The organism is Qipengyuania zhejiangensis, from assembly GCF_035607565.1.
Lineage (GTDB): Bacteria > Pseudomonadota > Alphaproteobacteria > Sphingomonadales > Sphingomonadaceae > Qipengyuania > Qipengyuania zhejiangensis.
The window spans coordinates 1,175,636-1,201,267 of the sequence record NZ_JAYKGO010000003.1 but is presented as its reverse complement, the minus strand read 5'-3'; the positions used below and the strand labels follow the sequence as shown (position 1 = coordinate 1,201,267).

Annotated in this window: 29 protein-coding genes; 9 read left to right on the top strand and 20 right to left on the bottom strand. The window is 64.3% G+C overall.

Features of this window, described 5'->3' with window-relative positions; translation table 11 throughout:
• Nucleotides 1–8: 8 nt before the first annotated feature.
• Together sciP and VR863_RS13600 are read right to left on the bottom strand one after the other, a co-directional pair.
• On the bottom strand, nt 9–308 hold the full coding sequence (gene sciP, locus VR863_RS13605; RefSeq protein ID WP_324829008.1) for a CtrA inhibitor SciP: 300 nt from the start codon (nt 306–308) through the stop codon (nt 9–11).
• A complete protein-coding gene (locus VR863_RS13600) occupies nt 305–598 on the bottom strand; it encodes a hypothetical protein (RefSeq protein ID WP_324829007.1) in 294 nt (97 codons plus the stop codon). The genes sciP and VR863_RS13600 overlap by 4 nt, the downstream gene beginning before the upstream one ends.
• 105 nt (nt 599–703) lie before the next feature.
• Here VR863_RS13600 and mnmA point away from each other — a divergent pair, with 105 nt between their 5' ends.
• From mnmA to VR863_RS13585, 3 genes are all read left to right on the top strand, one after another.
• Nucleotides 704–1,858, top strand: a complete 1,155-nt coding sequence (gene mnmA / locus VR863_RS13595) for a tRNA 2-thiouridine(34) synthase MnmA (RefSeq protein WP_324829006.1) — start codon at nt 704–706, stop codon at nt 1,856–1,858.
• Nucleotides 1,859–1,932: 74 nt separating this feature from the next.
• Nucleotides 1,933–2,979 (top strand): GDP-mannose 4,6-dehydratase, encoded by a 1,047-nt coding sequence (gene gmd / locus VR863_RS13590; protein ID WP_324829005.1) that lies wholly within the window; start codon nt 1,933–1,935, stop codon nt 2,977–2,979.
• Nucleotides 2,980–2,981: 2 nt separating this feature from the next.
• Nucleotides 2,982–3,917, top strand: a complete 936-nt coding sequence (locus VR863_RS13585) for a GDP-L-fucose synthase family protein (RefSeq protein WP_324829004.1) — start codon at nt 2,982–2,984, stop codon at nt 3,915–3,917.
• On the opposite strand, the gene VR863_RS13580 is transcribed toward VR863_RS13585, so the two are convergent.
• Nucleotides 3,914–4,273 (bottom strand): hypothetical protein, encoded by a 360-nt coding sequence (locus VR863_RS13580; RefSeq protein WP_324829003.1) that lies wholly within the window; start codon nt 4,271–4,273, stop codon nt 3,914–3,916. The two genes, VR863_RS13585 and VR863_RS13580, sit on opposite strands and share 4 nt — an antisense overlap.
• A gap of 14 nt (nt 4,274–4,287) precedes the next feature.
• Here VR863_RS13580 and VR863_RS13575 point away from each other — a divergent pair, with 14 nt between their 5' ends.
• The gene (locus tag VR863_RS13575) at nt 4,288–5,418 is read left to right on the top strand and encodes a serine hydrolase domain-containing protein (RefSeq protein ID WP_324829002.1); all 1,131 of its coding nucleotides are present in this window, start codon (nt 4,288–4,290) and stop codon (nt 5,416–5,418) included.
• Here VR863_RS13575 and VR863_RS13570 read toward each other — a convergent pair.
• The 3 genes from VR863_RS13570 to pdxH are packed head-to-tail and all read right to left on the bottom strand — an operon-like array spanning nt 5,415 to nt 7,743.
• On the bottom strand, nt 5,415–6,209 hold the full coding sequence (locus tag VR863_RS13570) for a PhzF family phenazine biosynthesis protein (protein ID WP_324829001.1): 795 nt from the start codon (nt 6,207–6,209) through the stop codon (nt 5,415–5,417). The genes VR863_RS13575 and VR863_RS13570 overlap by 4 nt on opposite strands.
• Nucleotides 6,206–7,141: a cation diffusion facilitator family transporter gene (locus VR863_RS13565; RefSeq protein ID WP_324829000.1), complete on the bottom strand. Its 936-nt coding sequence runs from the start codon at nt 7,139–7,141 to the stop codon at nt 6,206–6,208. Before VR863_RS13565 ends, VR863_RS13570 begins: the two co-directional genes overlap by 4 nt.
• A complete protein-coding gene (gene pdxH / locus VR863_RS13560; protein ID WP_324828999.1) occupies nt 7,138–7,743 on the bottom strand; it encodes a pyridoxamine 5'-phosphate oxidase in 606 nt (201 codons plus the stop codon). The genes VR863_RS13565 and pdxH overlap by 4 nt, the downstream gene beginning before the upstream one ends.
• Before the next feature lie 83 nt (nt 7,744–7,826).
• Here pdxH and VR863_RS13555 point away from each other — a divergent pair, with 83 nt between their 5' ends.
• Genes VR863_RS13555 through fabI form a run of 3 tightly spaced genes read left to right on the top strand, consistent with a single transcriptional unit; the run spans nt 7,827 to nt 10,586 of the window.
• Nucleotides 7,827–8,765: a DnaJ C-terminal domain-containing protein gene (locus VR863_RS13555; protein ID WP_324828998.1), complete on the top strand. Its 939-nt coding sequence runs from the start codon at nt 7,827–7,829 to the stop codon at nt 8,763–8,765.
• 4 nt (nt 8,766–8,769) lie between these two features.
• Complete coding sequence (locus VR863_RS13550) at nt 8,770–9,780, top strand: YihY/virulence factor BrkB family protein (protein WP_324828997.1); 1,011 nt, start codon at nt 8,770–8,772, stop codon at nt 9,778–9,780.
• Nucleotides 9,777–10,586, top strand: a complete 810-nt coding sequence (gene fabI, locus VR863_RS13545) for an enoyl-ACP reductase FabI (protein ID WP_324828996.1) — start codon at nt 9,777–9,779, stop codon at nt 10,584–10,586. Before VR863_RS13550 ends, fabI begins: the two co-directional genes overlap by 4 nt.
• 9 nt (nt 10,587–10,595) lie before the next feature.
• On the opposite strand, the gene wecC is transcribed toward fabI, so the two are convergent.
• The 10 genes from wecC to VR863_RS13495 all read right to left on the bottom strand — a co-directional run bounded on the left by wecC (nt 10,596) and on the right by VR863_RS13495 (nt 19,139).
• A complete protein-coding gene (gene wecC / locus VR863_RS13540) occupies nt 10,596–11,861 on the bottom strand; it encodes a UDP-N-acetyl-D-mannosamine dehydrogenase (RefSeq protein WP_324828995.1) in 1,266 nt (421 codons plus the stop codon).
• Nucleotides 11,862–11,931: 70 nt separating this feature from the next.
• Entirely contained in the window at nt 11,932–13,053 is a 1,122-nt protein-coding gene (gene wecB, locus VR863_RS13535) for a non-hydrolyzing UDP-N-acetylglucosamine 2-epimerase (protein WP_324828994.1), read from the bottom strand.
• Nucleotides 13,054–13,098: 45 nt separating this feature from the next.
• Complete coding sequence (locus VR863_RS13530) at nt 13,099–13,683, bottom strand: hypothetical protein (RefSeq protein WP_324828993.1); 585 nt, start codon at nt 13,681–13,683, stop codon at nt 13,099–13,101.
• A gap of 87 nt (nt 13,684–13,770) precedes the next feature.
• Nucleotides 13,771–14,268, bottom strand: a complete 498-nt coding sequence (locus VR863_RS13525; RefSeq protein WP_324829285.1) for a demethoxyubiquinone hydroxylase family protein — start codon at nt 14,266–14,268, stop codon at nt 13,771–13,773.
• 26 nt (nt 14,269–14,294) lie between these two features.
• Nucleotides 14,295–14,771, bottom strand: a complete 477-nt coding sequence (locus VR863_RS13520) for a disulfide bond formation protein B (protein ID WP_324828992.1) — start codon at nt 14,769–14,771, stop codon at nt 14,295–14,297.
• A 15-nt stretch (nt 14,772–14,786) separates the two neighbouring features.
• Nucleotides 14,787–16,127, bottom strand: a complete 1,341-nt coding sequence (locus tag VR863_RS13515) for a S41 family peptidase (RefSeq protein ID WP_324828991.1) — start codon at nt 16,125–16,127, stop codon at nt 14,787–14,789.
• Between the two features lie 102 nt (nt 16,128–16,229).
• The gene (locus tag VR863_RS13510; RefSeq protein WP_324828990.1) at nt 16,230–17,465 is read right to left on the bottom strand and encodes a murein hydrolase activator EnvC family protein; all 1,236 of its coding nucleotides are present in this window, start codon (nt 17,463–17,465) and stop codon (nt 16,230–16,232) included.
• Between the two features lie 18 nt (nt 17,466–17,483).
• The gene (locus tag VR863_RS13505) at nt 17,484–17,906 is read right to left on the bottom strand and encodes a 23S rRNA (pseudouridine(1915)-N(3))-methyltransferase RlmH (protein ID WP_324828989.1); all 423 of its coding nucleotides are present in this window, start codon (nt 17,904–17,906) and stop codon (nt 17,484–17,486) included.
• A gap of 102 nt (nt 17,907–18,008) precedes the next feature.
• Nucleotides 18,009–18,428 (bottom strand): ribosome silencing factor, encoded by a 420-nt coding sequence (gene rsfS / locus VR863_RS13500; RefSeq protein WP_434784995.1) that lies wholly within the window; start codon nt 18,426–18,428, stop codon nt 18,009–18,011.
• 57 nt (nt 18,429–18,485) lie between these two features.
• Nucleotides 18,486–19,139: a nicotinate-nucleotide adenylyltransferase gene (locus VR863_RS13495; RefSeq protein ID WP_324828988.1), complete on the bottom strand. Its 654-nt coding sequence runs from the start codon at nt 19,137–19,139 to the stop codon at nt 18,486–18,488.
• Nucleotides 19,140–19,472: 333 nt separating this feature from the next.
• Here VR863_RS13495 and VR863_RS13490 point away from each other — a divergent pair, with 333 nt between their 5' ends.
• On the top strand, nt 19,473–20,582 hold the full coding sequence (locus tag VR863_RS13490) for a M23 family metallopeptidase (RefSeq protein WP_324828987.1): 1,110 nt from the start codon (nt 19,473–19,475) through the stop codon (nt 20,580–20,582).
• 16 nt (nt 20,583–20,598) lie between these two features.
• Entirely contained in the window at nt 20,599–20,994 is a 396-nt protein-coding gene (locus VR863_RS13485; RefSeq protein WP_324828986.1) for a bactofilin family protein, read from the top strand.
• Between the two features lie 64 nt (nt 20,995–21,058).
• On the opposite strand, the gene VR863_RS13480 is transcribed toward VR863_RS13485, so the two are convergent.
• The 4 genes from VR863_RS13480 to VR863_RS13465 form a co-directional block, all read right to left on the bottom strand.
• Nucleotides 21,059–22,750: a long-chain-fatty-acid--CoA ligase gene (locus VR863_RS13480; RefSeq protein WP_324828985.1), complete on the bottom strand. Its 1,692-nt coding sequence runs from the start codon at nt 22,748–22,750 to the stop codon at nt 21,059–21,061.
• 81 nt (nt 22,751–22,831) lie between these two features.
• Complete coding sequence (locus VR863_RS13475; RefSeq protein WP_324828984.1) at nt 22,832–23,545, bottom strand: DUF1013 domain-containing protein; 714 nt, start codon at nt 23,543–23,545, stop codon at nt 22,832–22,834.
• A gap of 104 nt (nt 23,546–23,649) precedes the next feature.
• Nucleotides 23,650–24,636: a glycosyltransferase family 4 protein gene (locus tag VR863_RS13470; protein ID WP_324829283.1), complete on the bottom strand. Its 987-nt coding sequence runs from the start codon at nt 24,634–24,636 to the stop codon at nt 23,650–23,652.
• Between the two features lie 86 nt (nt 24,637–24,722).
• Nucleotides 24,723–25,610 (bottom strand): UDP-2,3-diacylglucosamine diphosphatase, encoded by an 888-nt coding sequence (locus VR863_RS13465; protein ID WP_324828983.1) that lies wholly within the window; start codon nt 25,608–25,610, stop codon nt 24,723–24,725.
• Between the last annotated feature and the right edge of the window lie 22 nt (nt 25,611–25,632).

Genomic DNA, 25,632 nt, shown 5'->3' with positions numbered 1-25,632 from the left:
GCGGATTATCAGTATTTCAGCTGGCGTTCGTACAGGTCGCGGTAGTGCTGGATTCGCGTCACGCGCAGACCCTGCATCCCCGAACGGTCGACCGCGCGTTGCCAGGACGCGAATTCCTCGAGGCTGAGGCCGTATCGTTCCAGCACTTCGTCGATGGTCAGGAGCCCGCCGTTAACCGCGGCGACCACTTCAGCCTTGCGGCGCACGACCCAGCGCTTCGTCTTGGGCGACGGCAGGTCGGCGACGGTCAGCGGTTCGCCAAGCGGGCCGATGACCTGTGCAGGGCGGATATCCTGGTTTTCTATCATTCTGTCTCTCGATCGCCTTGCGCCGGGTCATTCTCGGTGTTCCCAAGATCTACCGCGCCCGGTTTGCCGTTAGCTAAAATATCGTGGTTAATGCCGGTTTTACCATTCTCGCTGCTTTCGCGGCGCACATCAGCAAAGGCACCAAAGCCCCCTTCGATCCGCGCCATCTCCTCGCGGAGATCGCGAGTCGCAGCGATTTTCGCCACCAGGTCAGTCCAGCGAAAACGGCGGAGATCCGCTGCTTCGCCAACTTCCGGCACCCCTGCCTTGTTGAATTGCCCCTCGTACATTCCATCGTGGATAACGCCCCATGGTAAACGTTCCGTGAAACATCGCCTTCGGCCTGTTGCGCGCCATGCTGGCGACAAGCGGTCCATGCGTGTATGGCGCGCGCCGTGGAAGACAGCCTTACCCTTACTCCGGCCGCTGCGGCCGACCTTTTCGACCTGCCCCGTGCCGCGTCCGATTGCCGGATCGTCGTCGCCATGTCGGGCGGCGTGGACAGCTCCGTCGTTGCCGCACTCGCGGCAAAAAGTGGTGCCGAAGTCATCGGGGTCACGCTGCAGCTGTACGATTTCGGTGCGGCCAGCGGGCGCAAGGGCGCGTGCTGCGCCGGTGACGATATCCGCGACGCGCGCGCCGTGGCCGACCGGCTTGGCATCGCCCATTACGTACACGATCACGAAAGCGCCTTTCGCGAAGACGTGGTCGAAGGGTTTGCCGATGCCTATCTGGCGGGGCAGACGCCGGTGCCGTGTATCCGCTGCAACATGGGGCCCAAGTTCACCGACCTGTTCGCCATGGCGCGCGAGCTGGGTGCCGACTGCCTTGCCACGGGTCATTATGTCCGGCGGGTGATGGGGGTCGCCGGACCCGAATTGCATCGCGCGATCGATCCGGCCCGCGACCAGTCCTATTTCCTCTACGCGACCACCGAAGATCAGCTGGATTATCTGCGCTTTCCGCTCGGCGGGATGCCGAAGACCGATGTGCGCCGCCTTGCCGAGGAAGCGGGCCTGCGCAACGCGGCCAAGCCCGACAGCCAAGACATCTGTTTTGTGCCCGACGGCGATTACGCCAGCATCGTGCGCAAGATGCGGCCCGAAGGCGTGCGTCCGGGCAAGATCGTGCACGCGCAGACGGGCGAAATCCTGGGCGATCATCGGGGCATTATCCAGTACACCGTCGGCCAGCGCCGCGGACTGGACATCGGCGGACAGCCCGAGCCGCTTTATGTCATCTCCATCGACGCGCCGAGCGCCGAAGTGCGAGTCGGCCCGCGCCGGATGCTGGCGGTCGATGCGGCCCGGATCGTGGAAACCAACCGGATCGGTCCGCTGCCCGATGTGCAGCTGACGGCCAAGGTCCGCAGCCTTGCCAAGCCCGTCCCCGTCACGCTGGAAGGTCCGCTGGGCGGCGGCGCGGAAACGATCATCCGTTTCGCCCAGCCCGAATACGGCGTGGCCCCCGGCCAGGCCGCCGTTCTCTACGCCGGCGACAGGGTCGTTGGTGGCGGATGGATCGCGGAAACGCAGCGAACGGCTTCCTGACAGGGGATTGCCCCCGCATCGGCCTTGTCTCGCCCCGCCCTTTGTCCGATGGCGCGCAAAAAGGAGAAGGCGGGTTGGCGGCCAAGCGTGCATTGATCACCGGGGTTACCGGGCAGGACGGTTCCTACCTGGCGCGCCTGCTGCTGTCGAAAGGGTATGAAGTCCACGGCGTGAAGCGCCGTTCGTCTTCGTTCAACACCGCCCGAATCGAGGACATTTACGAAGACCCGCACGGCGATGATCCCAAGATGCACCTGCATTTCGGCGATGTGACGGATGCCACCAACATCATTCGCGTTGTCCAGGAAGTTCGCCCGGACGAAATCTACAACCTCGCCGCGCAGAGCCACGTCCTCGTCAGCTTCGAGACGCCCGAATACACGGCCAACGCCGACGCGCTCGGCACGCTGCGCCTGCTCGAGGCGATCCGCATCCTCGGCCTCGAACAGAAAACGCGGTTCTTCCAGGCCTCGACCAGCGAGATGTACGGTCTGGCGCAGGAAACCCCGCAGACCGAGAGCACGCCCTTCTACCCGCGCAGCCCCTATGCGGTGGCCAAGCTTTACGCGCACTGGATCACGGTGAATTACCGCGAAGCCTACGGCATGCACGCCAGTTGCGGGATCATGTTCAATCACGAAAGTCCGGTGCGGGGCGAAACCTTCGTTACCCGCAAGATCACCCGCGGCGCCGTGGCGATTTCGCTGGGTCTCGAGGACCGCCTTTTCCTCGGCAATCTCGATGCCGAACGCGACTGGGGCCACGCGCGCGAATACGCCGAGGGCATGTGGCAGATGCTCCAGCAGGACACGGCCGATGACTACGTTCTGGCGACCGGCACGACCACCAGCGTCCGCGAATTTACTCGCTGGGCATTCGAGGACATCGATATAACGCTGGAATTCCGCGGCGAAGGCCGGGACGAGAAGGGGTATTGCGCCGAAACCGGCCGCTGCCTGGTCGAAATCGATCCACGCTATTTCCGGCCGACGGAAGTCGACTTCCTGCTTGGCGATGCCTCCAAGGCCAAGGCCGCTCTCGGCTGGGAGGCCCGCACGTCGGTGCGCGACCTTGCGCGCGAAATGGTGGCCGCCGACCTCGCGGCAATCCAGGGGTTCTGATCGTGGCGCGGTTCGCGCTCGATGGGAAATCGGTCTTCGTCGCCGGGCACGGCGGCATGGTCGGCAAGGCGCTGGTGCGCCGCTTGCAAAGCGAGGATTGCACCATTCTCACCGCGCCCCGTTCGGTCGACCTGCGCAACCAGGTGGCGGTTGAGGAATGGTTTGCGGCGAACCGGCCCGATGCGGTCATTCTGGCAGCGGCGCGGGTCGGGGGCATCCTGGCCAACGCCGAGCGCCCGGCCGAATTCCTGTTCGACAACATCGCCATCGCCACCACGGTCATCGAAGCGGCGCGGCGGCACGGGGTCGCCAAGCTGCTGTTCCTGGGATCGTCCTGCATCTATCCCAAGATTACCCCGCAGCCGATTTCGGAAGACGCGCTCCTGACCGGCGCGCTCGAACCCACGAACGAAGCCTATGCGATTGCCAAGATTGCCGGCCTGAAACTGGCTGCGGCCTATCGCAGCCAGCATGGTTGCGACTACATTTCGGCCATGCCGACCAATCTGTACGGACCCGGCGACAATTGGGATGCGGTCAGCGGCCACGTCGTTCCGGCCCTTATACGCAAGGCCCACGAGGCCAAGATGAGCGGGAGCGACAGCTTCACGATCTGGGGCACGGGAACGCCGCGCCGGGAATTCCTGCACGTTGACGATCTGGCCGATGCCTGCGCGATCCTGCTGCAGGGGTATTCCGACATCCCGCCGGTAAACGTGGGCGCCGGGCAGGACATTGCCATCGCGGACCTTGCCGCGTTGATCGCGCGCATTGTCGGCTTCGAAGGCGAAGTGCGAACGGACCCGAGCAAACCCGATGGCACCCCGCAAAAACTGCTCGATTCCGCGCGCCTGCGCAGCTTGGGATGGCAGCCCAGCATCACGCTGGAAGACGGTCTGAGCGCCGCCTACGCAGCCTTCCTGCAAGAGGCGCGTTAGCCTTCCCAGGGTTCAAGGACGCAGCCGTATCCCTCGCGGTAGGTGGCGGTGTCGGATGCTACCAGCGGGATCGATGCGGTCACGCTTTTCGCCTGTGCATCCTCGCTGAAACGAATCAGTTCCATGCCGTCCAGCTTGTCCTTCGCGCAGTCATCGAGGCCGCGCCCGGCAATGAAGCGGCACGAACAGGCGACATGCGCGCCATAGGCCGTACCGGCCGCGCCGGTGCGGCGCAGCCCCTCTCCCCAAGCAAACCAGGCGGCCGCCCCGAGGGCTGCGACCAGGAGAATCAGCCACACCCAAAGGCGCGTTTTACCGATAGTGTTTTTGGCCGTTGCCAAGCGGGATTCCTTCATGCGAGTGACGCCGCATGTCATTGCGGCCCGCACCCCTTATCGCGCTTCTCCTTTCGGTCACAAGCCTTGGTGCTTGCGGCTCCCCCGGGCCGGTGGAAGAACCGCCACTGAGCGAAGAAGCGCTGGCCGCGGTGGCCAAGGACCCCGGCGCACCGACCAATTCACTCGCCCGGCAGAGCGATGATCTGTTCGCGCTCGACGGGCTGGGCGAAACGCGCGCGCTGGTCCTGATGCACGGCGGCAGGATCGCGGTGGAACGGTATGCGCCCGGCTATGACCAGGACACGCGCTTCATAAGCTGGTCGATGGCCAAGACGGTGACCGCGGTGATGATCGGGATGCTGGTTGCCGATGGCAAACTGCGCCTCGATGCGCCCGCCCCGGTCCCGCGCTGGCAGCGTGCGGGCGATCCGCGCGCCGAAATTACATTGCGCCAGTTGTTGCAGATGCGATCGGGCCTCGAACACACCGAAGCGGGCGAAGTGCCATACGAGAGCGGCGAAGTGCGGATGCTGTTCCTCGACGGGCGCAACGACATGGCCGATTACGCGACCGCCCAGCCGCTTGAGGCCGAACCGGGCGCCCAGTTCGAATATTCGTCGAACACCACCGTCATACTTGCCGATATTGCCGCGCGCGCGCTGACCGACAGCGCAAATCCGGACGTGCGCCGCAAGGCGGTGGCGGACTATCTTCAATCGCGGTTGTTCGGGCCGCTGGGCATGACATCCGTGGTTCCGGAATTCGACCGCGCCGGCACGTTGATCGGCGGCAGCCTGATGCACGCCACTGCGCGCGACTGGGCCAAGATGGGCGAATTGCTGCGAACCAAGGGCGCGTATCGCGGCGAACAACTGGTCCCGCGCGGCTGGGTGGAAGAAATGGTGACGCCCAGCCCAAGGAGCCCGCACTATGGGCTGCAGACCTGGCTCAACCGGCCCCTGCCCGATACGCAGGAACATCCGCTTTTTCCCGATCGTGCGCCGCACAGCGCGTTTTCGCTGATCGGACATATGGGCCAATATGTGTTCGTGTCCCCCGGCCAGAAACTGACCGTGGTGCGGCTGGGGCATTCCGATGCGCCGCAGCGCGAGGCCATGCTTCAGCAACTTGCCGATCTGATCGAACTGTACCCTGCGAACTAAGGCAGCAGGAACGACCCTTCGACCACGGTGACGCAGGCGCCGCCCAGCACGGCGCGATCGCCGTCGCGGCGACAGGTGGCGTGGCCACCGCGCGCCGAAGCCTGAAACGCCGTGAAGCTGGCGCGGCCCAGCCGTTCGCTCCAGAACCAGGTCAGCGCGGCATGGGCAGACCCGGTAAAGCTGTCCTCGTCCACGCCGCCGCCGGGCACGAAGACGCGGCTCACGACATCGACTACGGTGCCAGGGGCGGTGCAGATGAACTGGTCGTTCCCAAGCCCGCCCAATCCGCGAAGGTCCGGGTCGAGCGCACGCACGGCGGCTTCGTCTGCGTACAGATAGATGCCGTAACCATCAGGGCTGAGCCATGTCTCGAGCGGCTGCACACCCAGCAGCGCCGCGGCTTCGGCCCATTCGCCCGGCTGGGTCGGTATCAGCGGCAGGGCAAGTTCATAACCGCCTCCTGCACGAGCGACCTCAAGGACACCGGCATGGCGCGTGCGGAAGCGGACTTTCTCCCCCCCGTCGCGCGCCAGCAGAACGTGCCCGCTCGCCAGCGTTGCGTGTCCGCACAAGCGAACTTCCTCGGTGGGCGTGAACCAGCGCAGTTCCCAATCGGCAGCGCCCGTTTCATCGCGAACTACATAGGCGGTTTCGGCGAACTTGTTTTCTTCGGCGATGGCCAGCAGCGTGGCATCGTCCAGCCAGCCTTCAAGCGGCATCACCGCCGCCTGGTTTCCCGTGAACGGCCGGTCCGCAAAGGCATCGACATGCCAATAGGGCAGCGCGATCATTTCGGTTCGTCCAGCCGGGCAAACTGGTTTTCTTCGGCCAGCGGGTTGCCGGGTTCATCCACATGGCCTTCGGGGTCGATGTGGATCAGCAGTTCCATCGCGGGGAACCGCCCGCACAGGTCGGCTTCCACCCGTTCGATGATATCATGCGCTTCTTCGACGGTCATTTCGCCGGGCAGGTCGACATGGAACTGCACGAAATCGCGATGGCCGCTGGTCCGCGTCCGCAGATCATGCAGGTTCGACAATTCGGGATGGCGGGCGGCCGCCTCGACAAAGGCGAGGCGTTTGTCTTCCGGCCATTCGCGATCCATCAGATCATCGACCGCCTCGCCCGCGGCACGCCACGCGCCCCAGGCCAGCCAGCCTGCGATCGCCAGCCCGAACAATGGGTCCGCCAGCGAAAAGCCGGCGTATTGATCGAGAACCAGCGCGCAGATGACCGCAACGTTGAGCAGCAGATCCGACTTGTAATGCAGATGATCGGTCTGAATGGCGAGCGACCGGGTGCGCGCCATGACATACCGCTGCCAACCCAGCAGGGCGAATGTCGCGACGATCGCGATCACCGAAACCGCGATCCCTTCTTCGGCCGCCGCCGTATGGGTGCCCGCGGTCAACTGCATGATCGCACGCACCGCGATGCCGAACGCGGAAAGGGCAATCAGCATGACCTGGAAAATCGCCGCCAACGCTTCGGCCTTGCCGTGTCCGAAGCGATGATCCTCGTCAGCCGGCTGGGAAGCGATCCAGACACCGGTGAGCGTGGCCAGGCTAGCGATAAGGTCGAGCGCCGAATCGGCAAGGCTGCCGAGCATCGCGGTCGAACCCGTGCGCATGCTTGCCCACGTCTTGAGCGTTACCAGCAGCAACGCGACCGATATCGACGCGATGGCCGCCGAACGGGCCAGATTGGCGCGGTTGTCCGTCATGGGTAGAGAAGCGTGTTGGACCATGGCCGGTCCGGCGCGGCGCGCTCGAACAACCGGCGGTCGTGCAGGCGGTATTCCCGGTCGTTCCAGAATTCGATGCGACGCGGGCTCAGGCGGAATCCGGTCCAGTGCGGGGGACGCGGAATGTCTCCTTCGGGATACCGGCTCTCGAGCGCATGAACCCGGTCGATATAGACCTGGCGGTCAGGCAAGGGCCGCGACTGGTCGGATGCCGCCGAACCGATCTGCGAAGCGCGTGGCCGCGAATGGAAATACGCGTCGGCTTCGGCTTCGGTCACCTCTTCGAGCGGACCTTCGATACGCACCTGGCGGCGCAGGCTTTTCCAGTGAAACAGCAACGAGGCGCGCATGTTCGCGCGGATCTGTTCACCCTTCCGGCTCTCGGCGTTGGTGTAGAACACGAACCCGTCGGCGCCATGCCCCTTCAGCAACACCATGCGCACGGACGGAAATCCGTCCGGCGTGGCGGTGGCCAAAGCCATCGCGTTGGGATCGTTCGGTTCGCTTGACCTGGCTTCCCCGAACCACACTTCGAACAGGGTAAAGGGATCGGATTCGGGAATGGTGCTTTGGTTGTCCATGGACCAACGCTCTAACGCCCCCGCGCACATGGTGGAAGCGTCGATGCTTGCGCCGGCCAAGCGTTGCACCTAGCTAACACGCTATGGCCGATCCTTACACCACCCTTGGCGTTGCCCGCACAGCAAGCGAAAAGGACATCAAGAGCGCCTATCGCAAGCTGGCGAAGGAACTGCACCCCGATCGCAACCGGGACAATCCCAAGGCGTCGGAGCGGTTCTCCGAAATCACCAACGCGTATGACTTGTTGTCCGACAAGGACAAACGCGCCCAGTTCGATCGCGGCGAAATCGATGCCGACGGCAACCCCGCAAACCCTTTTGCAGGGATGGGCGGCGGCTTTCGCGGCAGCGCACAAGGCGGCCATCGGCCCCAGGATTTCCAGGGCTTCGGCGGCGAGGAAGTCGATCTCGGCGATATTTTCGAAGGATTGTTCGGTGGCGGCGCGCGGCGCCCCAGCGGCAGCCCGTTCGGCGCCGGACAGCGTCGGTCCGCGCCGCCACGCAAGGGCGCGGACATCGGGTATCGCCTGCGCGTGTCCTTCGTCGACGCGGCAACGCTGAAGGATCAGCGAATCACCTTGGCCGACGGCAAGACGATCGACCTGAAATTGCCCAAGGGCGTCGAAAGCGGCACCCAGATGCGGCTCAAGGGCAAGGGCGAACAAGGCCCGGGCGGCACGGGCGACGGGCTTGTCGCAATCGAGATCGACAGCCACAAGCTCTATCGCCGTGACGGCGATGCCGTGCGTTTCGACCTCCCGATCACGCTCGACGAAGCGGTGAACGGGGCCAAGGTCCGCGTTCCCACCGTCGACGGTCCGGTCATGATGACGATCAAGGCGGGCACCGACGGCGGCACGGTCCTGCGGCTCAAGGGGAAAGGCTTCACCCGCAAGGATGGGACGCGCGGCGACCAGCTGGTTACACTGCAAATCCAGCTGCCCGATGATCTTGCCGAGCTTGCCAAGCGGCTCGAGGGGTGGAAGGACGAAAGCGATCCAAGGGCCCAACTCGGGGTATAACCATTTGACCGCAAAGCATCCGCCGCCTGAAGTGGAGCGCGAAGTCCATTTGCTCTCCCCCGAGGCGCGTCGGGCGGAAGCGCGAACCCTTGGCGGGCGTGTGGCGGGCCGGATGGGCCCGGGGACCCGCGCTTTTCAGGTGGTGAAGCGCACCCTCGTCGGCACATTCAACGACGGGTTCATTCACGCCGGCAACCTTGCTTATCTGGCAATGTTCTCGATCTTCCCGTTCTTCATTCTGGGCGCCGCCATATTTTCGCTGATCGGCGAAGAAAGCGAACGCGCGGCAACCGTCAACGCGGTGCTGGTGGCCCTGCCCCCCGTTGTCGGCAACGTCATCGAACCAGTGGCGCGCGACGTGATCGAAGCGCGCAACGGCTGGGTCTTATGGATCGGCGGGCTGGTTGCGCTGTGGACCGTGGGCAGCCTGGTCGAAACCATCCGCGATATCCTGCGGCGCGCATACGGCACGAAGATGACCCATGCCTTCTGGAAATACCGTCTGTGGTCGTCGGGCATGATCATCGGGGCGGTCATCCTGCTGATGCTGTCGCTGATCGCACAATTCGTGATCGGCGCCGCACAGGAGGTGATCGATGCCTATTTCCCGCAATTGTTCGACCGGGTTTCTGACCTGCGCCTCACGCGGATCGTGCCCGCAGCGGGTCTGTTCGCGTCGCTTTACCTGATTTTCTACACGCTGACCCCGTCGCGTTACCGCGCGCGCCGGTATCCCAAGTGGCCGGGCGTCCTGCTGACCACGATCTGGTGGATGGGGGCCACATCGCTGTTGCCGGCGGTGCTGCGCAACTTCTTCACCCTCAATCTCACCTACGGCAGCCTTGCCGGCATGATGATTGCGCTGTTCTTTTTCTGGCTTGTGGGCCTGGGTGTGGTTATCGGCGCGGAATTGAACGCAGCGCTGGCGGAAACGCCGGAAGAGGAAATGAATCTGGTCGGCCAGAAGGACGACCGGCGAAGGGCCGCGCAGGCGAAGGAAGAGGAAGCGCAATGAGCGGATTGATGGCGGGCAAGCGCGGGCTGATCATGGGCCTCGCGAACGACAAGTCGCTGGCGTGGGGGATCGCCAGGAAACTGGCGGAACATGGCGCCGAAATGGCGTTCACCTACCAGGGCGAAGCGCTGAAGAAGCGTGTCGAGCCCCTCGCCGCGCAACTGGGCAGCGATTTCATCTTCGAATGCGACGTTTCCGACATGGACGCGCTCGATTCCGCGTTCGACGCGCTCAAGCAGCGCTGGGACACGATCGACTTCGTGGTTCATGCGATCGGCTATTCCGACAAGGCCGAACTGCGCGGCAAGTATGTCGACACCAGCCTCGACAATTTCCTCATGACCATGAACATTTCGGCCTATTCGCTGGTCGCGGTAACCAGGCGCGCGCGGGCGATGATGCCCAATGGCGGGTCGATTCTGACGCTGACCTATTACGGCGCGGAAAAGGTCATCCCGCATTACAATGTCATGGGCGTGGCCAAGGCGGCGCTGGAATCGAGCGTGCAGTATCTCGCGAACGACCTCGGACCGGAAAACATCCGCGTCAACGCGATCAGCGCCGGACCGATCAAGACGCTCGCGGCCAGCGGCATCGGCGATTTCCGCTACATTCTGAAGTGGAACGAATACAACGCGCCGCTGCGGCGCAATGTCACCATTGAAGACGTGGGCGGCTCGGGGCTGTATTTCCTGTCGGACCTGTCATCGGGCGTCACCGGCGAAACCCATCATGTCGACGCGGGCTACCATGTCGTGGGCATGAAGCAGGAAGACGCGCCGGATATCGCGCTCGACAAGGGATAACCCGCGCCGTCAGGCGACGTCGGGCCAGATGCCGCGCGTGTCGTAAACCGCCTTGCCGGCCCGTTCTTCGGGCGGGATCACCTTGAAGATATCGTGATCGACAAGGACCACGATGATGCCGCTTTCTTCCAGCGCGGTGTCGATATCGACCAGTTCGGCACCTGTGCCGGAAAATTCGGCCGGAAGTTCGCCCGCGTACGGTTCGACCACCTGGACCCGCGACCCGAATTCACGCGCCAGGCTGGCTGCGACATAGCGCGCGGGGCTTTCGCGAAAATCGTCGATGTTTGCCTTGAAGGCCAGCCCGAGGCAGGCGACCTTTGCATCGGGGCTGGCCCCGATCAGCGCCTTCGCCCGGGCCAGCACGTGATGCATCTTGGCATCGTTCGTTTCGCGCGCCTGCCGGATGATCCGGGCTTCCTCGGGTGCGCCGTGCACGATGAACCAGGGATCGACCGCGATACAGTGGCCGCCCACGCCCGGGCCAGGCGTCAGTATGTTGACGCGGGGGTGCCGGTTGGCGAGCCGGATGACCTCCCACACGTCGAGACCCTGACGGTCCGCAATCATCGATAGTTCGTTGGCAAAGGCGATGTTCACATCGCGGAAGCTGTTTTCGACCAACTTGGTCATTTCGGCCGACCGCACGTCCGTGGTGACGCATTCGCCCTTCACGAACCGTTTGTAGAAGGCGAGCGCCTTGCGCGCGCAGCGCGGAGTAATGCCGCCGATCGAACGGTCGTTATGCGTCAGCTCTTCCAGGATATGGCCGGGCAGCACCCGTTCGGGACAATAGGCGATCGAAACATCGCCCTGCCCGTCGCACGTTCCCGGCATGACCAGATCGGGCCGCATGTCCGCGATCCGGTCGCGCATCTGCTCGGTCGTGCCGACCGGCGACGTCGATTCAAGAATGATCGTGTCGCCCTTCTTCAGCACACCGGCGACCATCTCGGCCGCCGCCATCACGAAGGACGTGTCGGGCGTGTGGTTGCCGTCTTTTGCAAAAGGGGTCGGCACGGCGATGACGAAAACATCGGCGGCGCAGATATCGGTCGAGGCGCGCAACAACCCGCGCTGGACGACTGCCTGCACCAGACCGTCGAGATCGACTTCCTCGATGTGGATTTCGCCCCGATTGATCGTGTCCACCACGCCTTGCGAGATGTCGATCCCCAGGACCGGACAGCCCGCACGCGCAATGATCGCAGCAGTGGGCAGCCCGATATAGCCGAGGCCGATAACGCAGACGTCGGGCTTGATATCACCACGCATGAACTTGTGTCCCCAAACCGTTTGGCGCGTGTCTAACGCGTGTCGGTAAATTTTACAGTAACGGCAGAAATCAGATGGCCAGAAGATCGCAAATGCGCTTGGCAGCCTGGCCATCGCCGAAGGGATTGTGCGCGCGGGCCATGGCGCCATAGGCGTCCTGATCGTCGAGCAGGCGCTGCGTTTCGCGCACGATCGTGTCGGCATCCGTACCCACCAGCCGGGCCGTACCCGCCTCCACGCCTTCAGGTCGCTCGGTCGTTTCGCGCATCACCAGGACCGGCTTGCCCAGCGCGGGCGCCTCTTCCTGCACCCCGCCGCTATCGGTCAGCATGAGGTGCGAAATATCGAGCAGGCGGGCGAAATGCGGATAATCGAGCGGTTCGATCAGCGCGACATTGTCCAGTCCGGCCAGCTGTTCGTTCATCACGGCACGCACATTGGGGTTGAGGTGCACCGGAAAAATAACCGCAACGTCATCTCGAGAAGCAAGTCGTTTAACCGCATTGGCGATTTTCTGCATTCCCTCGCCAAAGTTTTCGCGCCGGTGGCTGGTCATTCCGATGATGCGCTTGCCCGCAAAACGCCTTTCCAGGCCCGCCAGCCCGGCGGCAAGGCCGGGATCGCGTTCAATCCGGTCGGTCACCCAGTGCAACGCGTCGATCACGGTGTTTCCGGTGACGTGGACCGTGGAAGGATCGACGTTCTCGCGCAGCAGGGCGTCGCGCGCGGTCTCCGTCGGCGCGCAATGAAGCGCGGCGAAGGTGCCCACCGTTCGCCGGTTCACCTCTTCGGGCCACGGATGATAGATGTCGCCGCTGCGAAGGCCGGCTTCCACATGGCAGACCGGGATCTGGCGGTAATAGGCCGCAATGGCGCCCGCCATGACCGTGGTGGTGTCCCCCTGGACCACGACCTGGTCAGGCTTTTCCTCGTCCAGCACCTTGCCGATTTCAACCAGCGCACGCGCCGTCAGCGCATCGAGCGTCTGTCCGGGCGTCATCAGGTCGAGATCGTGGTGCGGCGTGATGCCCGTTATCTCGAGCACCTGGTCGAGCATTCCGCGATGCTGCGCGGACACGCAGACGCGGCTGTCGAAGCGCGGATCCCGTTCCAGCGCATGCACCAGCGGGAACAGCTTGATCGCTTCGGGCCGGGTGCCGAATACGGTTAGGATCTTGCGAAGTGAAACCATGTCCCGCCAGTTAGCGGCAAATGGTTAATTGGCGATAGACGCCCTTCAACTCTGCGGTTCGGTCGCACCCTGCGGGACGGGAAGCGCTTCGTTTTCCTCGTCGGGGGTGGGGCCGGCGCGTTCGCGTTCCAGGCGTTCCATATAGTCGCGCTCGATCATCTCGACGCGCTCCTGTTCTTCGGCGGCTTCCGCGTCGATCGTGGAAAGGCGTTCCTCGCGCGCTTCGGCCACCAATTGGCCAAAGCGGACATCGGACGAATTTTCCTTGTCGGCATAGGCCTGGCGAATCATTTCCTGCGTGCAGCCGGTAAAACCACCAGCTCCCGTGGGCGAACAGGACATGGCACCGAAGGCGCCGACCATTTCCAGCTGTTCGACACGCTGGGCCCATGCTTCGTTGGCCGGATCTTCGGAGAACCGCAGACGCTCGGGAATTCGATACCGTTCGCCCTCGGCCTTGCGCGCACAGACCACGATCTGGTCTGCCGTGCTTTGGGGGCAGGCGTCCTCGCCGTAGACGATGACCATGTTGTAGGTGTCGTCACCCGCGTCCACCGGTTCCTGCGCCGAAGCGGGAATGGCCAGCGCGGCGGCGGCGAAAGCTGCGATCAGCGGCAGGGTCTTGGTCATCGGATCCTCGTTTTCAAATATGCCGCCCGTTTGGCACGCGCAGCGGTGAACTGTCCATGAAGCGCGCGAAGGCGGCCGCGCGTTCCGTCAGATCCGCTCGGATAGCCGGATTGCGGCACGGCAGCCCATGCGGATGATCCCGGAAAGGACAGGGTACCCCGGCGCGCGCTCCGCGCCTGCGGCAAGCGCGGCGTCGCGGTGTTCGCGTTCGTCTTCGCGAAAATCCTCGATCATTGCGGCCAGTTCGGGGTCCTCGCCGGTTTCCAGCAACTGGTCGATCTGGCGCGAATAATGGTCGTCGATCTCGGTTTCGACGGCGGCGGTGCAGGCCATGGCCGCTTCCGGGCCGATCAGCGCGGTTACCGCACCGAGCGCGAAACCCGCACGATCCCAGAAGGGCTGTAGCGCGGTGGGCCGCACGCCGCGCCGCGCCATCAGCGCATCGAACTTGGCACGGTGCCCCGCTTCCTGTTCGGCCATGCCCGCGATTTCGGCCGAATGGGGTCCGCGATCCCCCATCACCGCCAGTTGGCCGGCATAAATACGTGTGGCGCCAAATTCACCGGCCTGATCGACCCGGATCATGCGCGCAATATGATCGGGAACCTTGGTCACCGGTTACGGTCCTTGCCGAGCAGCCACAGGATCGCAATCCCCGCCGCGGTCGAGATCAGGAAATTGTAGCCCGCCAGGCTGATCCCGAAGAGCGTCCAGGCCGGTTCGTCGCAACGGACCAGCGGAGTGTTCATGATGCTGTCGAGCGCGCTGCCTCCGCCTTCCGAGAACACCGCGGCGCACGATGTGATGCCCGGCCACCAATCGTATTCGACGCCGGCATGGAAAAACCCGATTGCGCCCGACGCCAGGATCGCGAGCGCGGCCAGAGCCGTCCACAAGCGGTGTGGCGCGACGACAAAACCAAGCAACGCCAGCACGATGGCGGCAAAGTGCGGCCACCGCTGCCACCAGCACATTTCGCACGGGTAAAGACCGAAAAAGATTTCGGAAACATACGCGCCGCCAAGGAGCAGCGCGGGCACCGCGAGCGCCAGCGTGCGCGCGGTACGGAAATGGGCCGTTGAATTCATGGGGAGCGGTTTACCCTATCGCGAGCGCGCGGCAACCGTGTTCGGGGCCGTGCGGCGCAAAGTTTCCAGCGCATAATGCAACTGGAAGTCCTTGATGCCCTTGGCCTCGAGCTCGGCGGAGGTCAGCTGGAAGCGCGGGTCCTCGCGCTGGTCGCGTTCCATCGCTTCGTCGGCGATCCCGGCTTCGTTGATGAGGTGACCGCGCAAATCCGATTCGCGCATCACGAACTTCGAACGCTTGGCCAGATCGGGATCGGACAGCTGCGGCACGAGGATATCGGGCTTGATGCCGCCTTCCTGCACCGAATGGCCCGAAGGGGTGAAATAGCGCGCTGTCGTGAGCTTGAGAGCCGCATCACGGCCCAGCGGCAACAGCGACTGCACGCTGCCCTTGCCGAAGCTGCGTTCGCCCATGACCACCGCACGGCGATGATCCTGCAGCGCGCCGGCCACGATTTCCGACGCCGACGCGGAACCTGCGTCGATCAGAACGATGATCGGCAGACCTTCGGCAATATCGCCCCGGAACACAGTCTCGGCGTCGTAGAGGATGTTTTCGCCCCGTGCGCGGCCACGCTGCGAGACGATCCGTCCGTCCGACAGGAACAGGTCCGAAAGGGCCACGGCTTCATCGAGGCTGCCGCCCGGATTAGAGCGCAGATCGAGAACCAGGCCCGAAAGGCGCCCCGTGGCCTTGCTCTTCAGATCTTCCCAAGCGGAGAAGACGTCGCTGCCCACATCGCGCGAGAATTCGTTGATCATGATGTGGCCGATGTTGCCATCTTCCAGTTCCCAGGTGACCGGCTCCAGCTCGATCACGCCGCGCGTCACGGTCACGTCGAAGGGTTCTTCGCGGCCGGTTCGGAAAATCGTCAGCCGGATGCTGGTGCCTTCCTGCCCGCGCATCTGGGCCACCGCTTCGTCCAGGCTTCCGCCATAGATCAGCTTGCCGTCGAGATGGGTGATGAAGTCGCCCGCCTTGATGCCCATCTTGTCAGCCGGGCTGCCGCGGAAGGGCGAGACGACCTTCACCGCGCCGTCTTCCATCACGACCGATAGGCCGAGGCCGGAATAATTGCCGTCGATCATGGTTTCGAGCCGCTGGAGGTCGCTGCCATCGAGATAGGACGAGTGCGGATCGAGCGCAGCCAGCATCCCGTCGATCATGCCGCGCATCAGGACATCGTCCTCGACCGGCTCGACATAACTGGACTTGATGCGCTGGTAGACGGCCATAACCTTCGCGAACTGCGGACCTGCGCGGCCATCCACCTGCGCCAGGCTGGCTGTTGTCGCCGGAATCAGCGCCACGGCAGTGACGAGGGCGGCCGAACGGGCGAAAGCGGCGAATTTCATCGGCGTAGGATCTCCATTGCGCAGGCGCATCTTATAGTCTCGGCGCGGTGAATACCAGATGAGCATGAACCGGGCGTTCTTGAAGGGGAATTCGACCGGGGCCTATTGCAAATGGTCAAGCGGGTTCACGGGCGTGCCGTCGCGGCGCAATTCCAGCGTGATCGAAGCCGCCCCTCGCGGAGCCACGCCGAGCGGCGAACCGGCGGTTACCGACTGGCCCACCGCGACATGGAGCGTGGCCAGCCCGGTCACGAGGCTGGTCCACCCGTTGGCGTGTTCGATGATCGCGATCTGGCCATACCCGCGATACGGCCCCGCAAAGGCGACCCGCCCCGCGCCGGGTGCGACCACCTGGGCCCCCGGGCGGGCAAGCAGTTCGATACCCGCTTCACGTGGCCCGCCATTGCCCGCTTCGCCAAAGCCTGCCGCGACCCGCCCGTCGACGGGCAGCTGATACCGCGCCGGCGGGGCAGTCGCGCTGGGTACCGGGGCGGGCGCATCGGAAACGCTGGCCTTCGCCGGGTTTTCAGGGCGGGGGATCGGGCCGGGAAGCGCCGCCAGCCGTTTGCGGAGCGAACCGGACACCTCCAGTTGGCCAACGAGCGAATCGAGGTCGCGCGCCTCCTCCGCAAGCACAAGCGCGCGGCGCGCCTCACGGGTGGCACCGCCTTCGGCCTGTTGCGCCGCCAGCCGCTGGCGTTCAGCCGCAGCCGACAGTTCGGTTCGCCTTCGCGCCAGCGCCATTTCGCTCTCGCGGCGATCGACCAGTGCCTCCGCCGCTTCGCCTTCAAGAATTCGGGCGCGTTCCAGCTCGCCGCGCAATGCAGCGGTGCGGCGCTTCACGATGGGGATGGTGCTGTCGAGCACGGCGCGGGTGTGAACAAGGTCGCGCAAACTCCCGGGTTGCAGCGCCGAAAGGGTGAGCGGCCTGCGGGCAATGCTCTGCAGCGCGCCTGTAAGCTGGACCAGCGGTTCGCGCCGCTGCGCCAGGTTGCGGTCGAGCGCGCGCCGCTGCCCACGCACAAGGGCCAGCTGCGCCTCGGCCGCGGCGATAGAAGCTTCGGATTGCTGGACCCGCGCGGCGAGCGCCGCGGCCTCCTGCAGCGCCCTGTCTGCCGCTTCGCGCGATTGGGCGGCCTGACTTTCCAGCCGCTCGCCGCGCGCGCGTGCGTTGCGTTGCTGCTGGCGTGCGGCATCCAGTGCCTCACGCGCCTGTGTCACGGTGGAAAACTGTGTCGCCCCTTCGGTCCCCAGGGCCGCCCCCAGCGGCGTCAGCGCCACCCCCGCGCCTGCGGCGGCGGCAAGGAGCGCGAGAATGGCGGCACTGCGGCGGATCATGGCGTCAGTCCTGCCGCATTATCCGCTGCGATGGTAGGGGTGACCGGCAAGTATTGTCGTGGCGCGGTACAGCTGTTCGGCCAGCATTGCCCGCGCCAGGAGATGGGGCCAGGTGGCCTTGCCGAACGCGAACAGCAGGTCGGCATCGCGGCGCTCTTCGGCGCTGTGCCCATCGGCTGCGCCGAGCACGAACCGGCATTCGCGCACGCCATCGTCGCGCCATCGCCCAAGGATCGCGGCAAAATCTTCCGATCCGAGGTCCTTCCCCCGTTCATCGAGGAGCACAGTGCGGAACGGCGACAGGGGTTCGGGAATCCGCCCGCCCGTTTCGGGGAGTTCGGTGAACTTGACCGGCCAGGTCAACCGTTTCTCGTAGCGCGCGACGAGGTCCGCCTCGGGCGAACGGGCAATTTTTCCTCGGGCGATTACGTGCAGGAGCATGATGCGGCTCTATGACGCGGTAGGGCCTGCGTCCAGCACGGCGCCGGGCCGATGTGGCCGGGCGCGTGAAAAGCCAGGGGGCGGGAGAGTCCCGCCCTTGGATCAGGCCATGCCGGCGACAGGCGGCGCGTCGCCGAACGCCCACATCCGCTCGAGATTGTAGAAGCTGCGGACTTCGGGGCGGAACAGGTGCACCACGATATCGCCTGCATCCAGCAATACCCAGTCGGCAGCCGGAAGGCCTTCGAGTTTGACCGGGCCATAGCCGGCCTGTTTCAGCTTTTCCGCCAGCTTCTGGGCCATCGAGGCAACCTGACGCGTCGAGCGACCCGATGCGATGACCATATTGTCCGCAATCGAGCTTTTCCCTGCGAGGGGTATCGTCACGACATCCTGGGCCTGGTCGTCATCGAGGTGCTGCAGGACCATGGCCAGCAGCGGGTCGGACTCAGCGGCGCCCATGGGAACCGCCTTTGCCGAAGTGGAAGCGGCCGAAGCCGGGTTGGTTTGCGCCTGTGTCATAGGCGGATGCGGTACTCCTGGATCGAAGGGCGTGGGTCATCGAAGGCACAACGCGCATCATGGCGCGGTTGTTTCCTCCCGCGCCTCGATCACCCGATGTGTCAGCTGGTCCCTTGGAGGCGGCCCGGCAAAGCGTGCGGCCCAATCGGGATCGGCGCGGCGAATAGCCGTGGCCGATCGTTGATCGGGATCGAAACGCAAAGTCACCAGTGCCGGTGCACTCCATTCGCCCCCATTTACAAATCCGGCCAACGGCACGCGAAAGCGCCTCAGCCAGGCCATCGCGGGGCTCGCGATTGCATCCTTATCATAGCCGGGACGCGCGATAACTGCAATCGGCATGGTGCGTGCGATGCCGCGCCAGTCGCGCCACTGGTGGAATTGAGCCAGATTGTCCGAGCCCATTAGCCAAACGAACGCATGCTTGGGATACCGCTGCGTGATCCCGGCCAGCGTATCGACGGTGTAACGCGTTCCCAATTCCCGCTCGATCGCGGTGACCCGGATCGGCGCGCGGCGCGCCTGCCGGACAGCCGAACCGAACCGCGCGGCCAGGGGCGCCATACCTGCCCTGGGTTTCAGCGGGTTACCGGGAGAAACCAGCCACCATACCTCGTCCAGGCCAAGCGCGCGCAGGGCAAAAAGCGACACGCGGCGGTGCCCGCCGTGCGCCGGGTTGAAGCTTCCGCCCAGCAAACCGATTCGCGCCATCGCGATCAGGCGACTTGCAGCAGGGTTGTGGGCTGTCGAAGTTTCATGACTTTCCAGAGAGTTGTGTGAGTTGCACTATGGAATTCGGCATCTTGGAATGGCGCCTTGGTTAATCCCCGCTTAGGTTTTAATACCCTTTCGGGAACGAATATTTTCCCCAATTGAAACGACTCACCGCGTCTTTCCTTCGACTCGTGGATTCGGCGGGAACCAAGATTCGATTTTGTCAGGAACCTTTGGTAGCGATCGTAATCAGGGACGTAAGACCATAAGGGACGGGTCGTTTTGAGCAACAAGATTGCCACCAGTGGCTGGCGAAGCCGCGTGCGTAGCATGTTTCCGGACCGTGAGTTTTTCATGCGTTCGGAAGGCAACGTCCGCTTCATCACCATATCCTCCAAGCTTCAGATGACTGCGGCATCGGTCGCGGTTGCGGCCTTGCTGGTCTGGGCCACGTCCATGGCGGTCGCAGGCTGGACACAGTACCGCGCCACCGCCGACCGGATTTCGCTGATCGATCGCGAAGCCAAGGTCGCCACGGCGCAGGAGCGCGTCGACGCCTACCGCGACAATATCGATGCGGTCGCCACCGATCTGGTGAAACGCCAGGACTTCATCGAAGACATGGTCGCTTCGCTGCCGGAAGACGTGAAGAGCGTCGAGAACGTCAGCGATTCGTCGACCGAAGCGGCAGCGACGGTCGAAAAGATCAGCGCCTCGATTCCCGAAGCAGCCGAACTGGCCACGATCGAAGCGCGCCAGCTCGCCTTCGTCGAGGGCCTGACGCGTTACGCCGACTGGCGCGCCAACCGCGCTGCAGCGGCGCTCAAGAAGCTGGGCCTCGACCCCCGCACCATGGTGGCCAGCGCCGACCGGTCCGCAATGGGTGGCCCGTTCGAAAAACTCGCCACATCGGCTGACGGCACGATCGACCCGCGCTTCGAGCGTCTCGGCCTTTCGATCGCCCGGATGTCGGTCCTGGAAACCGGCCTTGCAGGTGTGCCGCAGGTCGAACCCGCCAGCCTGGAATTCATTTCTTCCGGCTTTGGCTATCGCCGCGACCCCTTCACCGGCTCGGGCGCCATGCACAAGGGCCTCGATTTCCGCGGCCCTACCGGATCGCCGATCTACGCTGCGGCAGCCGGCAAGATCACGTTCGTGGGCCGCAAGTCGGGTTACGGCAACACCGTCGAAATCAGCCACGGCAACGGCCTGATGACGCGCTATGCCCACATGTCGCGCTTCAAGGCGCAGCTCGGCCAGAAGGTGGCTCCGGGCCAGACGATCGGCGCCATTGGCAGCACCGGCCGTTCGACCGGCCCGCACCTTCACTTCGAGGTTCGGATCAACAACCGCGCGGTCAACCCGCGCACCTTCCTGGAGACAGCCCCCCATGTTCTCGAAGAAATCCGGCGAGCCCCACAGCTCGCCAGCGCACAGTGACGCGGGGCGAATGAGCATGTCCAGCAAGAGCGGTTCGACCTTTTCCGTCCTCGGTTCAGACCTCGCCATTACCGGCGACATCAAGGCTTCGGCCGATCTGCATGTCGATGGTTCGGTTGAAGGCGACATTGCCTGTTCCAGCCTGGTGCAGGGCGAGACGAGCACGATTACCGGCGCCGTGAAGGCGGAAACCGCGCGTCTGGCGGGAACGGTTCACGGTTCCATCACGGCGCGTGAACTGGTGATCCTGAAGTCCGCACGGATCATGGGCGACGTGTTCTACGACGCGCTGACCATCGAACAGGGCGCGCAGGTTGAAGGCCGCTTCGCTCACCGCGATGCACAGAAGGCGGCAAAGGCCGCACCTTCGGCGCAGGCCGGGGCCAAGCCGGAGCTTTCGGTAGCCAACTGATTTCCCCGCTTCAAAAGGGGTGAGGCCGTTTCCGTTCTGGCGGAAGCGGCCTTTTCTTTGCGCCTCAGTCGAGCACTTCGGCGCGCAGGGCCTTACGGTCGAGCTTGCCGATCATCGTCTTGGGAAGCTCGTGCCGCACGATCACCGCGTTCACGCGCTCGTGCTTGCCGACACGCGCGTTCAGCCAGTCGCGCAGCCCGTCGCCATCGGCATCGCTGCCGTCGTTGAGGGTGACATAGGCCTGCGGCGCTTCGCCGCGATAATCGTCGGGCACGCCGATAACCAGCGCTTCCTTCACGGCATCGTTTTCCAGCAGGACGTGTTCGACCTGGCTTGGGAAAACCTTGAACCCACCGACCGCGATCATGTCCTTGATCCGGTCCACGATGGTGACGAAGCCGTCCTCATCGACGGTCGCCACATCGCCGGTGCGAAGCCATTGCTTGCCCAGATGGGTAACGAACACGTCCTTCGCAGCGTCGGGGCGGTTCCAGTACCCCTGCATGATCTGCGGGCCATAAAGGGCCAGTTCGCCCGGTTCGCCATCCGGGGCGATCACGGTGGGATCGGCCTTGTCGAGAAGCAGGATTTCGGTGCCCGCCACCACGTTGCCGATCGTCCCCGGCTTGCGCATCCCGGCATAGGGATTGGCCGAGACGACCCCGCTGCTTTCGGTGAGGCCGTATCCTTCGACGAGCCGGACGCCCGTTCGCGCCTCGAACTTCTCCCGCACCGGTGCGGGGAGCGGTGCGCCGCCCGATATGCAGACCTTGAGGGTGGAAAGATCGGTGCTGTCCAGTTTCGGATGGTCGAGCAAAGCCTGAAACATCGTGGGCACACCGGGGAAACCCGTCGCGCCGTATTTCTCGATCGTGGCCAGGACCTGGGCGGTTTCGAACCGCGGGACCATCGCGATCGAGGCCCCGGTGGTCACCGCATGGTTGAGCAAGGCCGTGTTGGCGAAGACGTGGAACATCGGCAGGGCACCCATGAACACCTCGTTCGGCGCATCGCCAAACGGGTTGATGCTGGCGACCTGCTGCGCGTTGACCGACAGGTTGGCGTGGGTGAGCATCGCCCCCTTCGGCGTCCCGGTGGTCCCGCCGGTGTATTGCAGCAGCGCCAGATCCTGTGGGCCGGGTGAAGTCAGGTCGGGGTGCTTTTCGCCAGGCTTGCCGGTTCGCCCGGCGGTCTTGAGAAGGTCGGACCAGCGCAGGATGTCCGAACCGAAACGCACCTTGGCAATCTTTCTGCGCGCGAAGAGCTTCATCGCGAAACCCTTCAGCGGCGGCAGCATCGCGGCCAGTTCGCCGACCACCAGCGTTTCGAGGCCCGACCCGTGAAGGACCTTTTCCGCTGTTCCCATCAATTCGGGCACGTTGACGCACACCAGCACGCGAGTGCCCGAATCCGCGACCTGCGCGGCAAGTTCGTCGACCGAATAAAGCGGCGAGAAGTTCACCACGACCGCGCCCGCCATCATCGCGCCGTAATAGGCGGAAACGTAGATCGGGACATTGGGAAGGAACAGGCCGACACGGTCACCCGGAGCGATCCCGCGCGCCTTGAGCGCCAGGGCGAAGCGCTGCGCATCGGCATACAGTTCGCCGTAGGAGTAGGTTCGGTCCAGGAAATGGACCAGCGGCGCGTCGGGCGCCCGCGCGGTGGTCTGCGCGAACATGTCGGGCAGGGCCACCGGCGTGAACGTGGTATCCCATGGAACGGGATGGTGGTTCGCCAGCTTACTTACATCCATGTAAGCACGATGCCGCGTGGCGGCACCAATCGCAAGCAAAATAGGCTTTCAGCGCATTGCCTTAACGGCGTGCGCGGGCGATCAGGCCTCCTCGCCTTCCTCGCCCGCTTCTTCCGACGCACGCTTGGCGACCAGCCATGCAGCGGCTTCGGCTTCCTGCGCGGCTTCCGAGGCCGCCTTCACACTTGCTTCGCGTTCGGCGCGCAGTTCCTCGATCAGCTTTTCGCGATCGGTGCCGCTTTCGACCGGTGCCGCTTCGCTTTCGATGCCGGCCTTCTTGGCCGCCTTGGCGACAACCGCATCGAGTTCGCGTTGCGAACACAGGCCCAGAGTCACGGGATCCTTGGGCTGGATGTTCTGGATGTTCCAGTGGCTGCGGTCGCGGATCGCGGTGATGGTGTTGCGCGTGGTGCCGATCAGCTTGGAAATCTGCGCGTCCGAAATCTCGGAGTGGTTGCGCAGCAGCCAGGCAATACCGTCGGGCTTGTCCTGACGCTTGGAAACGGGCGTGTAACGCGGCCCCTTGGTCCGGCTGACGGCCACCGGTGCGCGGTGCATCTTGAGGCTGTATTCCGCGTCGGCCTGACCCTTCTCGATTTCGTCGAGCGTGAGTTCGCCTGCGTGTACAGGATCACGGCCGGTGTACTTGCTGCCCGCCAGATCGTCGGCCATGGCCTGCACTTCGAGGATGTGAATGCCGCAGAATTCCGCGATCTGTTCGAAGGAAAGCCCGGTGTTGTCGATCAGCCAGGTGGCGGTCGCATGCGGCATGAGCGGTTTGGGTTGATCGGCCATCTTTGTGCCTTCTCTCGGATCCAAAAAATAGAAGGGCCGCCCCTTTCGGAGCGGCCGTTGCGGTAGCGATGTAGGCGAGGGGGACGGATTCGGCAAGCGAATCCCTAAGGCGAAAGCTGCGTTTCGCCATCGAACGCTGCCAGACCGGCGAGGAATTGCCGGGTGGCGGCCTCCCAGCTGAACTTCGCCCCATACGCAACGCACTCCTTACGCGAGCAGTAAAGCGCGGCATCGATCGCCCGGTCGAGGTTCTCGCTGAGCGCACCAACAGCGCCGATCACGATATCGACCGGCCCCGGCACCGGAAACGCCGCAACCGGTGTGCCGCAGGCGAGCGCCTCGATCATCACCAGGCCGAATGTGTCGGTTCGGCTGGGAAAGACGAAGACATCGGCTCCGGCGTAACAGCCCGCCAGGTCCGCGCCGGCCTTGCGCCCGAGAAAATGTGCTTCCGGATAACGGCGCTGCAGCGCAGCAAGGGCGGGACCGTCGCCCACCACAACCTTGGTGCCGGGATGCCTGCACGCCAGGAAAGCCTCGATGTTCTTCTCCACCGCGACCCGACCGACATAAAGCTGGATCGGCCGGACAAGACCGGCAAATTCGGCTGGCGGGGGCGCGTTCGGGGAAAAGCTGTCGAGATCGACGCCGCGGCCCCAGTGATGGACCCTGGCGAGCCCGCGCGAGCGCAACTCTTCGCGGATGCTTGCGGTCGACACCAGCACACGCTCCGCAGGCGCATGGAACCAGCCGATGTAATTCCAGAACCATCGCGCCGGCAGGTTGGTACGCCGCGCCACATATTCGGGGAACTGTGTGTGATAGGCAGTGGTAAACCGCACGCCGTGGCGCAGACAATAGCGGCGTGCCGTCATGCCGAGCGGGCCCTCGGTCGCGATATGGATCGCGTCGGGGGCAAAACGGCGCAGCATTTCGGCGACTGTGCCCGGGGCCGGAAACGCCAGCCGGATTTCCGGATAGGTCGGGCATGGGATGCTGGCAAACAGATCCGGCGAAACGACAAGCAGTTCGCGCCCTTCGGCACGCAAGGCATCGCACGTCGCGGCCAGGGTTCGCACCACACCGTTCATCTGCGGCGCCCAGGCATCGGTTATGATCGCAATTCGAGTAGGGAGAGCTTCCGGCACAGCCGCGCTATCGATGCGCGAGAGTGCCGTCACGCCGCCTCCCGGCCCGATGGGGTTTCAATCCGGTCGCGCCGCGCGACTTCTTCCGGCCAGTGGAGGATTTCCATTGTCCCGTCGAAATGTTCGACAAGCGCGTTGCAGCCTTCGACCCAGTCGCCATCGTTCCAGTATTCGACCCGCCTGCCATCCTGCGTGAATGCGCGGAATTCGGCGGTATGGATGTGGCCGCACACCACCCCATCGGCCCCGCGCTCCCCGGCGGCGCGGGCGACGACCTCTTCGTATTTGGAGATGAATTCGACCGCGTTCTTGACCTTGTGCTTGGCCGCCCTGGAGATCGACCAGTAAGGCAGGCCCAGCCGATTGCGCACGATGGCGACCCAGTTGTTGAGCCGCATCATCAGGTGGTAGGCGGCGTCACCGACGAAGGCGAGCCAGCGGTGGGCCAGCATGATGGTGTCGAATTCGTCGCCGTGCAGCACCATCAGTCGGCGTCCATCAGCCGTATCGTGGAACGCGGCGCGCAAAATCTCCACCCCGCCGAAATTCATGCCGCAGAACGGGCGTACCATTTCGTCGTGATTGCCCGGGATATACACGATCCGCGTCCCGCGCCGCGCACGTTTGAGTATGCGCCAGACGATGTCGTTGTGCTCGGGCGGCCAGTAGAACTTTTTCTTCAATCGCCAGCCATCGATGATGTCGCCGACAAGATACATCGTGTCGCTGTCGGTATGATCGAGGAAGTCGATCAGCAGACCCGCGTTGCAGCCCTTGGTGCCAAGGTGGATATCGCTGATCCAGATCGTGCGGAAACGCCGCCGCTCGCCCACCGTGCGCTCCGGCACGCTGGGCCGGACGGACGGGAAGCCGGTTATCGTGTGCAGCGTCGCAAGTTCGGCCGGTAATTCGGTCATGGATGAGGTCCCCCATCGCTGG

What these genes read in the sequence shown, in the direction of transcription:
- pdxH (WP_324828999.1), bottom strand. Translation starts at nt 7,743, where the DNA reads ATGGACAACCAAAGCACCATTCCCGAATCCGATCCCTTTACCCTGTTC.
- VR863_RS13530 (WP_324828993.1), bottom strand. Translation starts at nt 13,683, where the DNA reads ATGACCAAGACCCTGCCGCTGATCGCAGCTTTCGCCGCCGCCGCGCTG.
- VR863_RS13490 (WP_324828987.1), top strand. Translation starts at nt 19,473, where the DNA reads ATGTTTCCGGACCGTGAGTTTTTCATGCGTTCGGAAGGCAACGTCCGC.
- VR863_RS13465 (WP_324828983.1), bottom strand. Translation starts at nt 25,610, where the DNA reads ATGACCGAATTACCGGCCGAACTTGCGACGCTGCACACGATAACCGGC.
- VR863_RS13485 (WP_324828986.1), top strand. Translation starts at nt 20,599, where the DNA reads ATGTCCAGCAAGAGCGGTTCGACCTTTTCCGTCCTCGGTTCAGACCTC.
- VR863_RS13475 (WP_324828984.1), bottom strand. Translation starts at nt 23,545, where the DNA reads ATGGCCGATCAACCCAAACCGCTCATGCCGCATGCGACCGCCACCTGG.
- wecB (WP_324828994.1), bottom strand. Translation starts at nt 13,053, where the DNA reads ATGGTTTCACTTCGCAAGATCCTAACCGTATTCGGCACCCGGCCCGAA.
- VR863_RS13495 (WP_324828988.1), bottom strand. Translation starts at nt 19,139, where the DNA reads ATGGCGCGAATCGGTTTGCTGGGCGGAAGCTTCAACCCGGCGCACGGC.
- VR863_RS13525 (WP_324829285.1), bottom strand. Translation starts at nt 14,268, where the DNA reads ATGATCCGGGTCGATCAGGCCGGTGAATTTGGCGCCACACGTATTTAT.
- rsfS (WP_434784995.1), bottom strand. Translation starts at nt 18,428, where the DNA reads ATGACACAGGCGCAAACCAACCCGGCTTCGGCCGCTTCCACTTCGGCA.
- VR863_RS13565 (WP_324829000.1), bottom strand. Translation starts at nt 7,141, where the DNA reads ATGACGGACAACCGCGCCAATCTGGCCCGTTCGGCGGCCATCGCGTCG.
- wecC (WP_324828995.1), bottom strand. Translation starts at nt 11,861, where the DNA reads ATGCGTGGTGATATCAAGCCCGACGTCTGCGTTATCGGCCTCGGCTAT.
- VR863_RS13555 (WP_324828998.1), top strand. Translation starts at nt 7,827, where the DNA reads ATGGCCGATCCTTACACCACCCTTGGCGTTGCCCGCACAGCAAGCGAA.
- VR863_RS13575 (WP_324829002.1), top strand. Translation starts at nt 4,288, where the DNA reads ATGTCATTGCGGCCCGCACCCCTTATCGCGCTTCTCCTTTCGGTCACA.
- VR863_RS13600 (WP_324829007.1), bottom strand. Translation starts at nt 598, where the DNA reads ATGTACGAGGGGCAATTCAACAAGGCAGGGGTGCCGGAAGTTGGCGAA.
- VR863_RS13520 (WP_324828992.1), bottom strand. Translation starts at nt 14,771, where the DNA reads ATGAATTCAACGGCCCATTTCCGTACCGCGCGCACGCTGGCGCTCGCG.
- VR863_RS13480 (WP_324828985.1), bottom strand. Translation starts at nt 22,750, where the DNA reads ATGGATGTAAGTAAGCTGGCGAACCACCATCCCGTTCCATGGGATACC.
- VR863_RS13515 (WP_324828991.1), bottom strand. Translation starts at nt 16,127, where the DNA reads ATGAAATTCGCCGCTTTCGCCCGTTCGGCCGCCCTCGTCACTGCCGTG.
- fabI (WP_324828996.1), top strand. Translation starts at nt 9,777, where the DNA reads ATGAGCGGATTGATGGCGGGCAAGCGCGGGCTGATCATGGGCCTCGCG.
- sciP (WP_324829008.1), bottom strand. Translation starts at nt 308, where the DNA reads ATGATAGAAAACCAGGATATCCGCCCTGCACAGGTCATCGGCCCGCTT.
- VR863_RS13580 (WP_324829003.1), bottom strand. Translation starts at nt 4,273, where the DNA reads ATGAAGGAATCCCGCTTGGCAACGGCCAAAAACACTATCGGTAAAACG.
- VR863_RS13505 (WP_324828989.1), bottom strand. Translation starts at nt 17,906, where the DNA reads ATGCTCCTGCACGTAATCGCCCGAGGAAAAATTGCCCGTTCGCCCGAG.
- VR863_RS13470 (WP_324829283.1), bottom strand. Translation starts at nt 24,636, where the DNA reads ATGAACGGTGTGGTGCGAACCCTGGCCGCGACGTGCGATGCCTTGCGT.
- VR863_RS13570 (WP_324829001.1), bottom strand. Translation starts at nt 6,209, where the DNA reads ATGATCGCGCTGCCCTATTGGCATGTCGATGCCTTTGCGGACCGGCCG.
- VR863_RS13510 (WP_324828990.1), bottom strand. Translation starts at nt 17,465, where the DNA reads ATGATCCGCCGCAGTGCCGCCATTCTCGCGCTCCTTGCCGCCGCCGCA.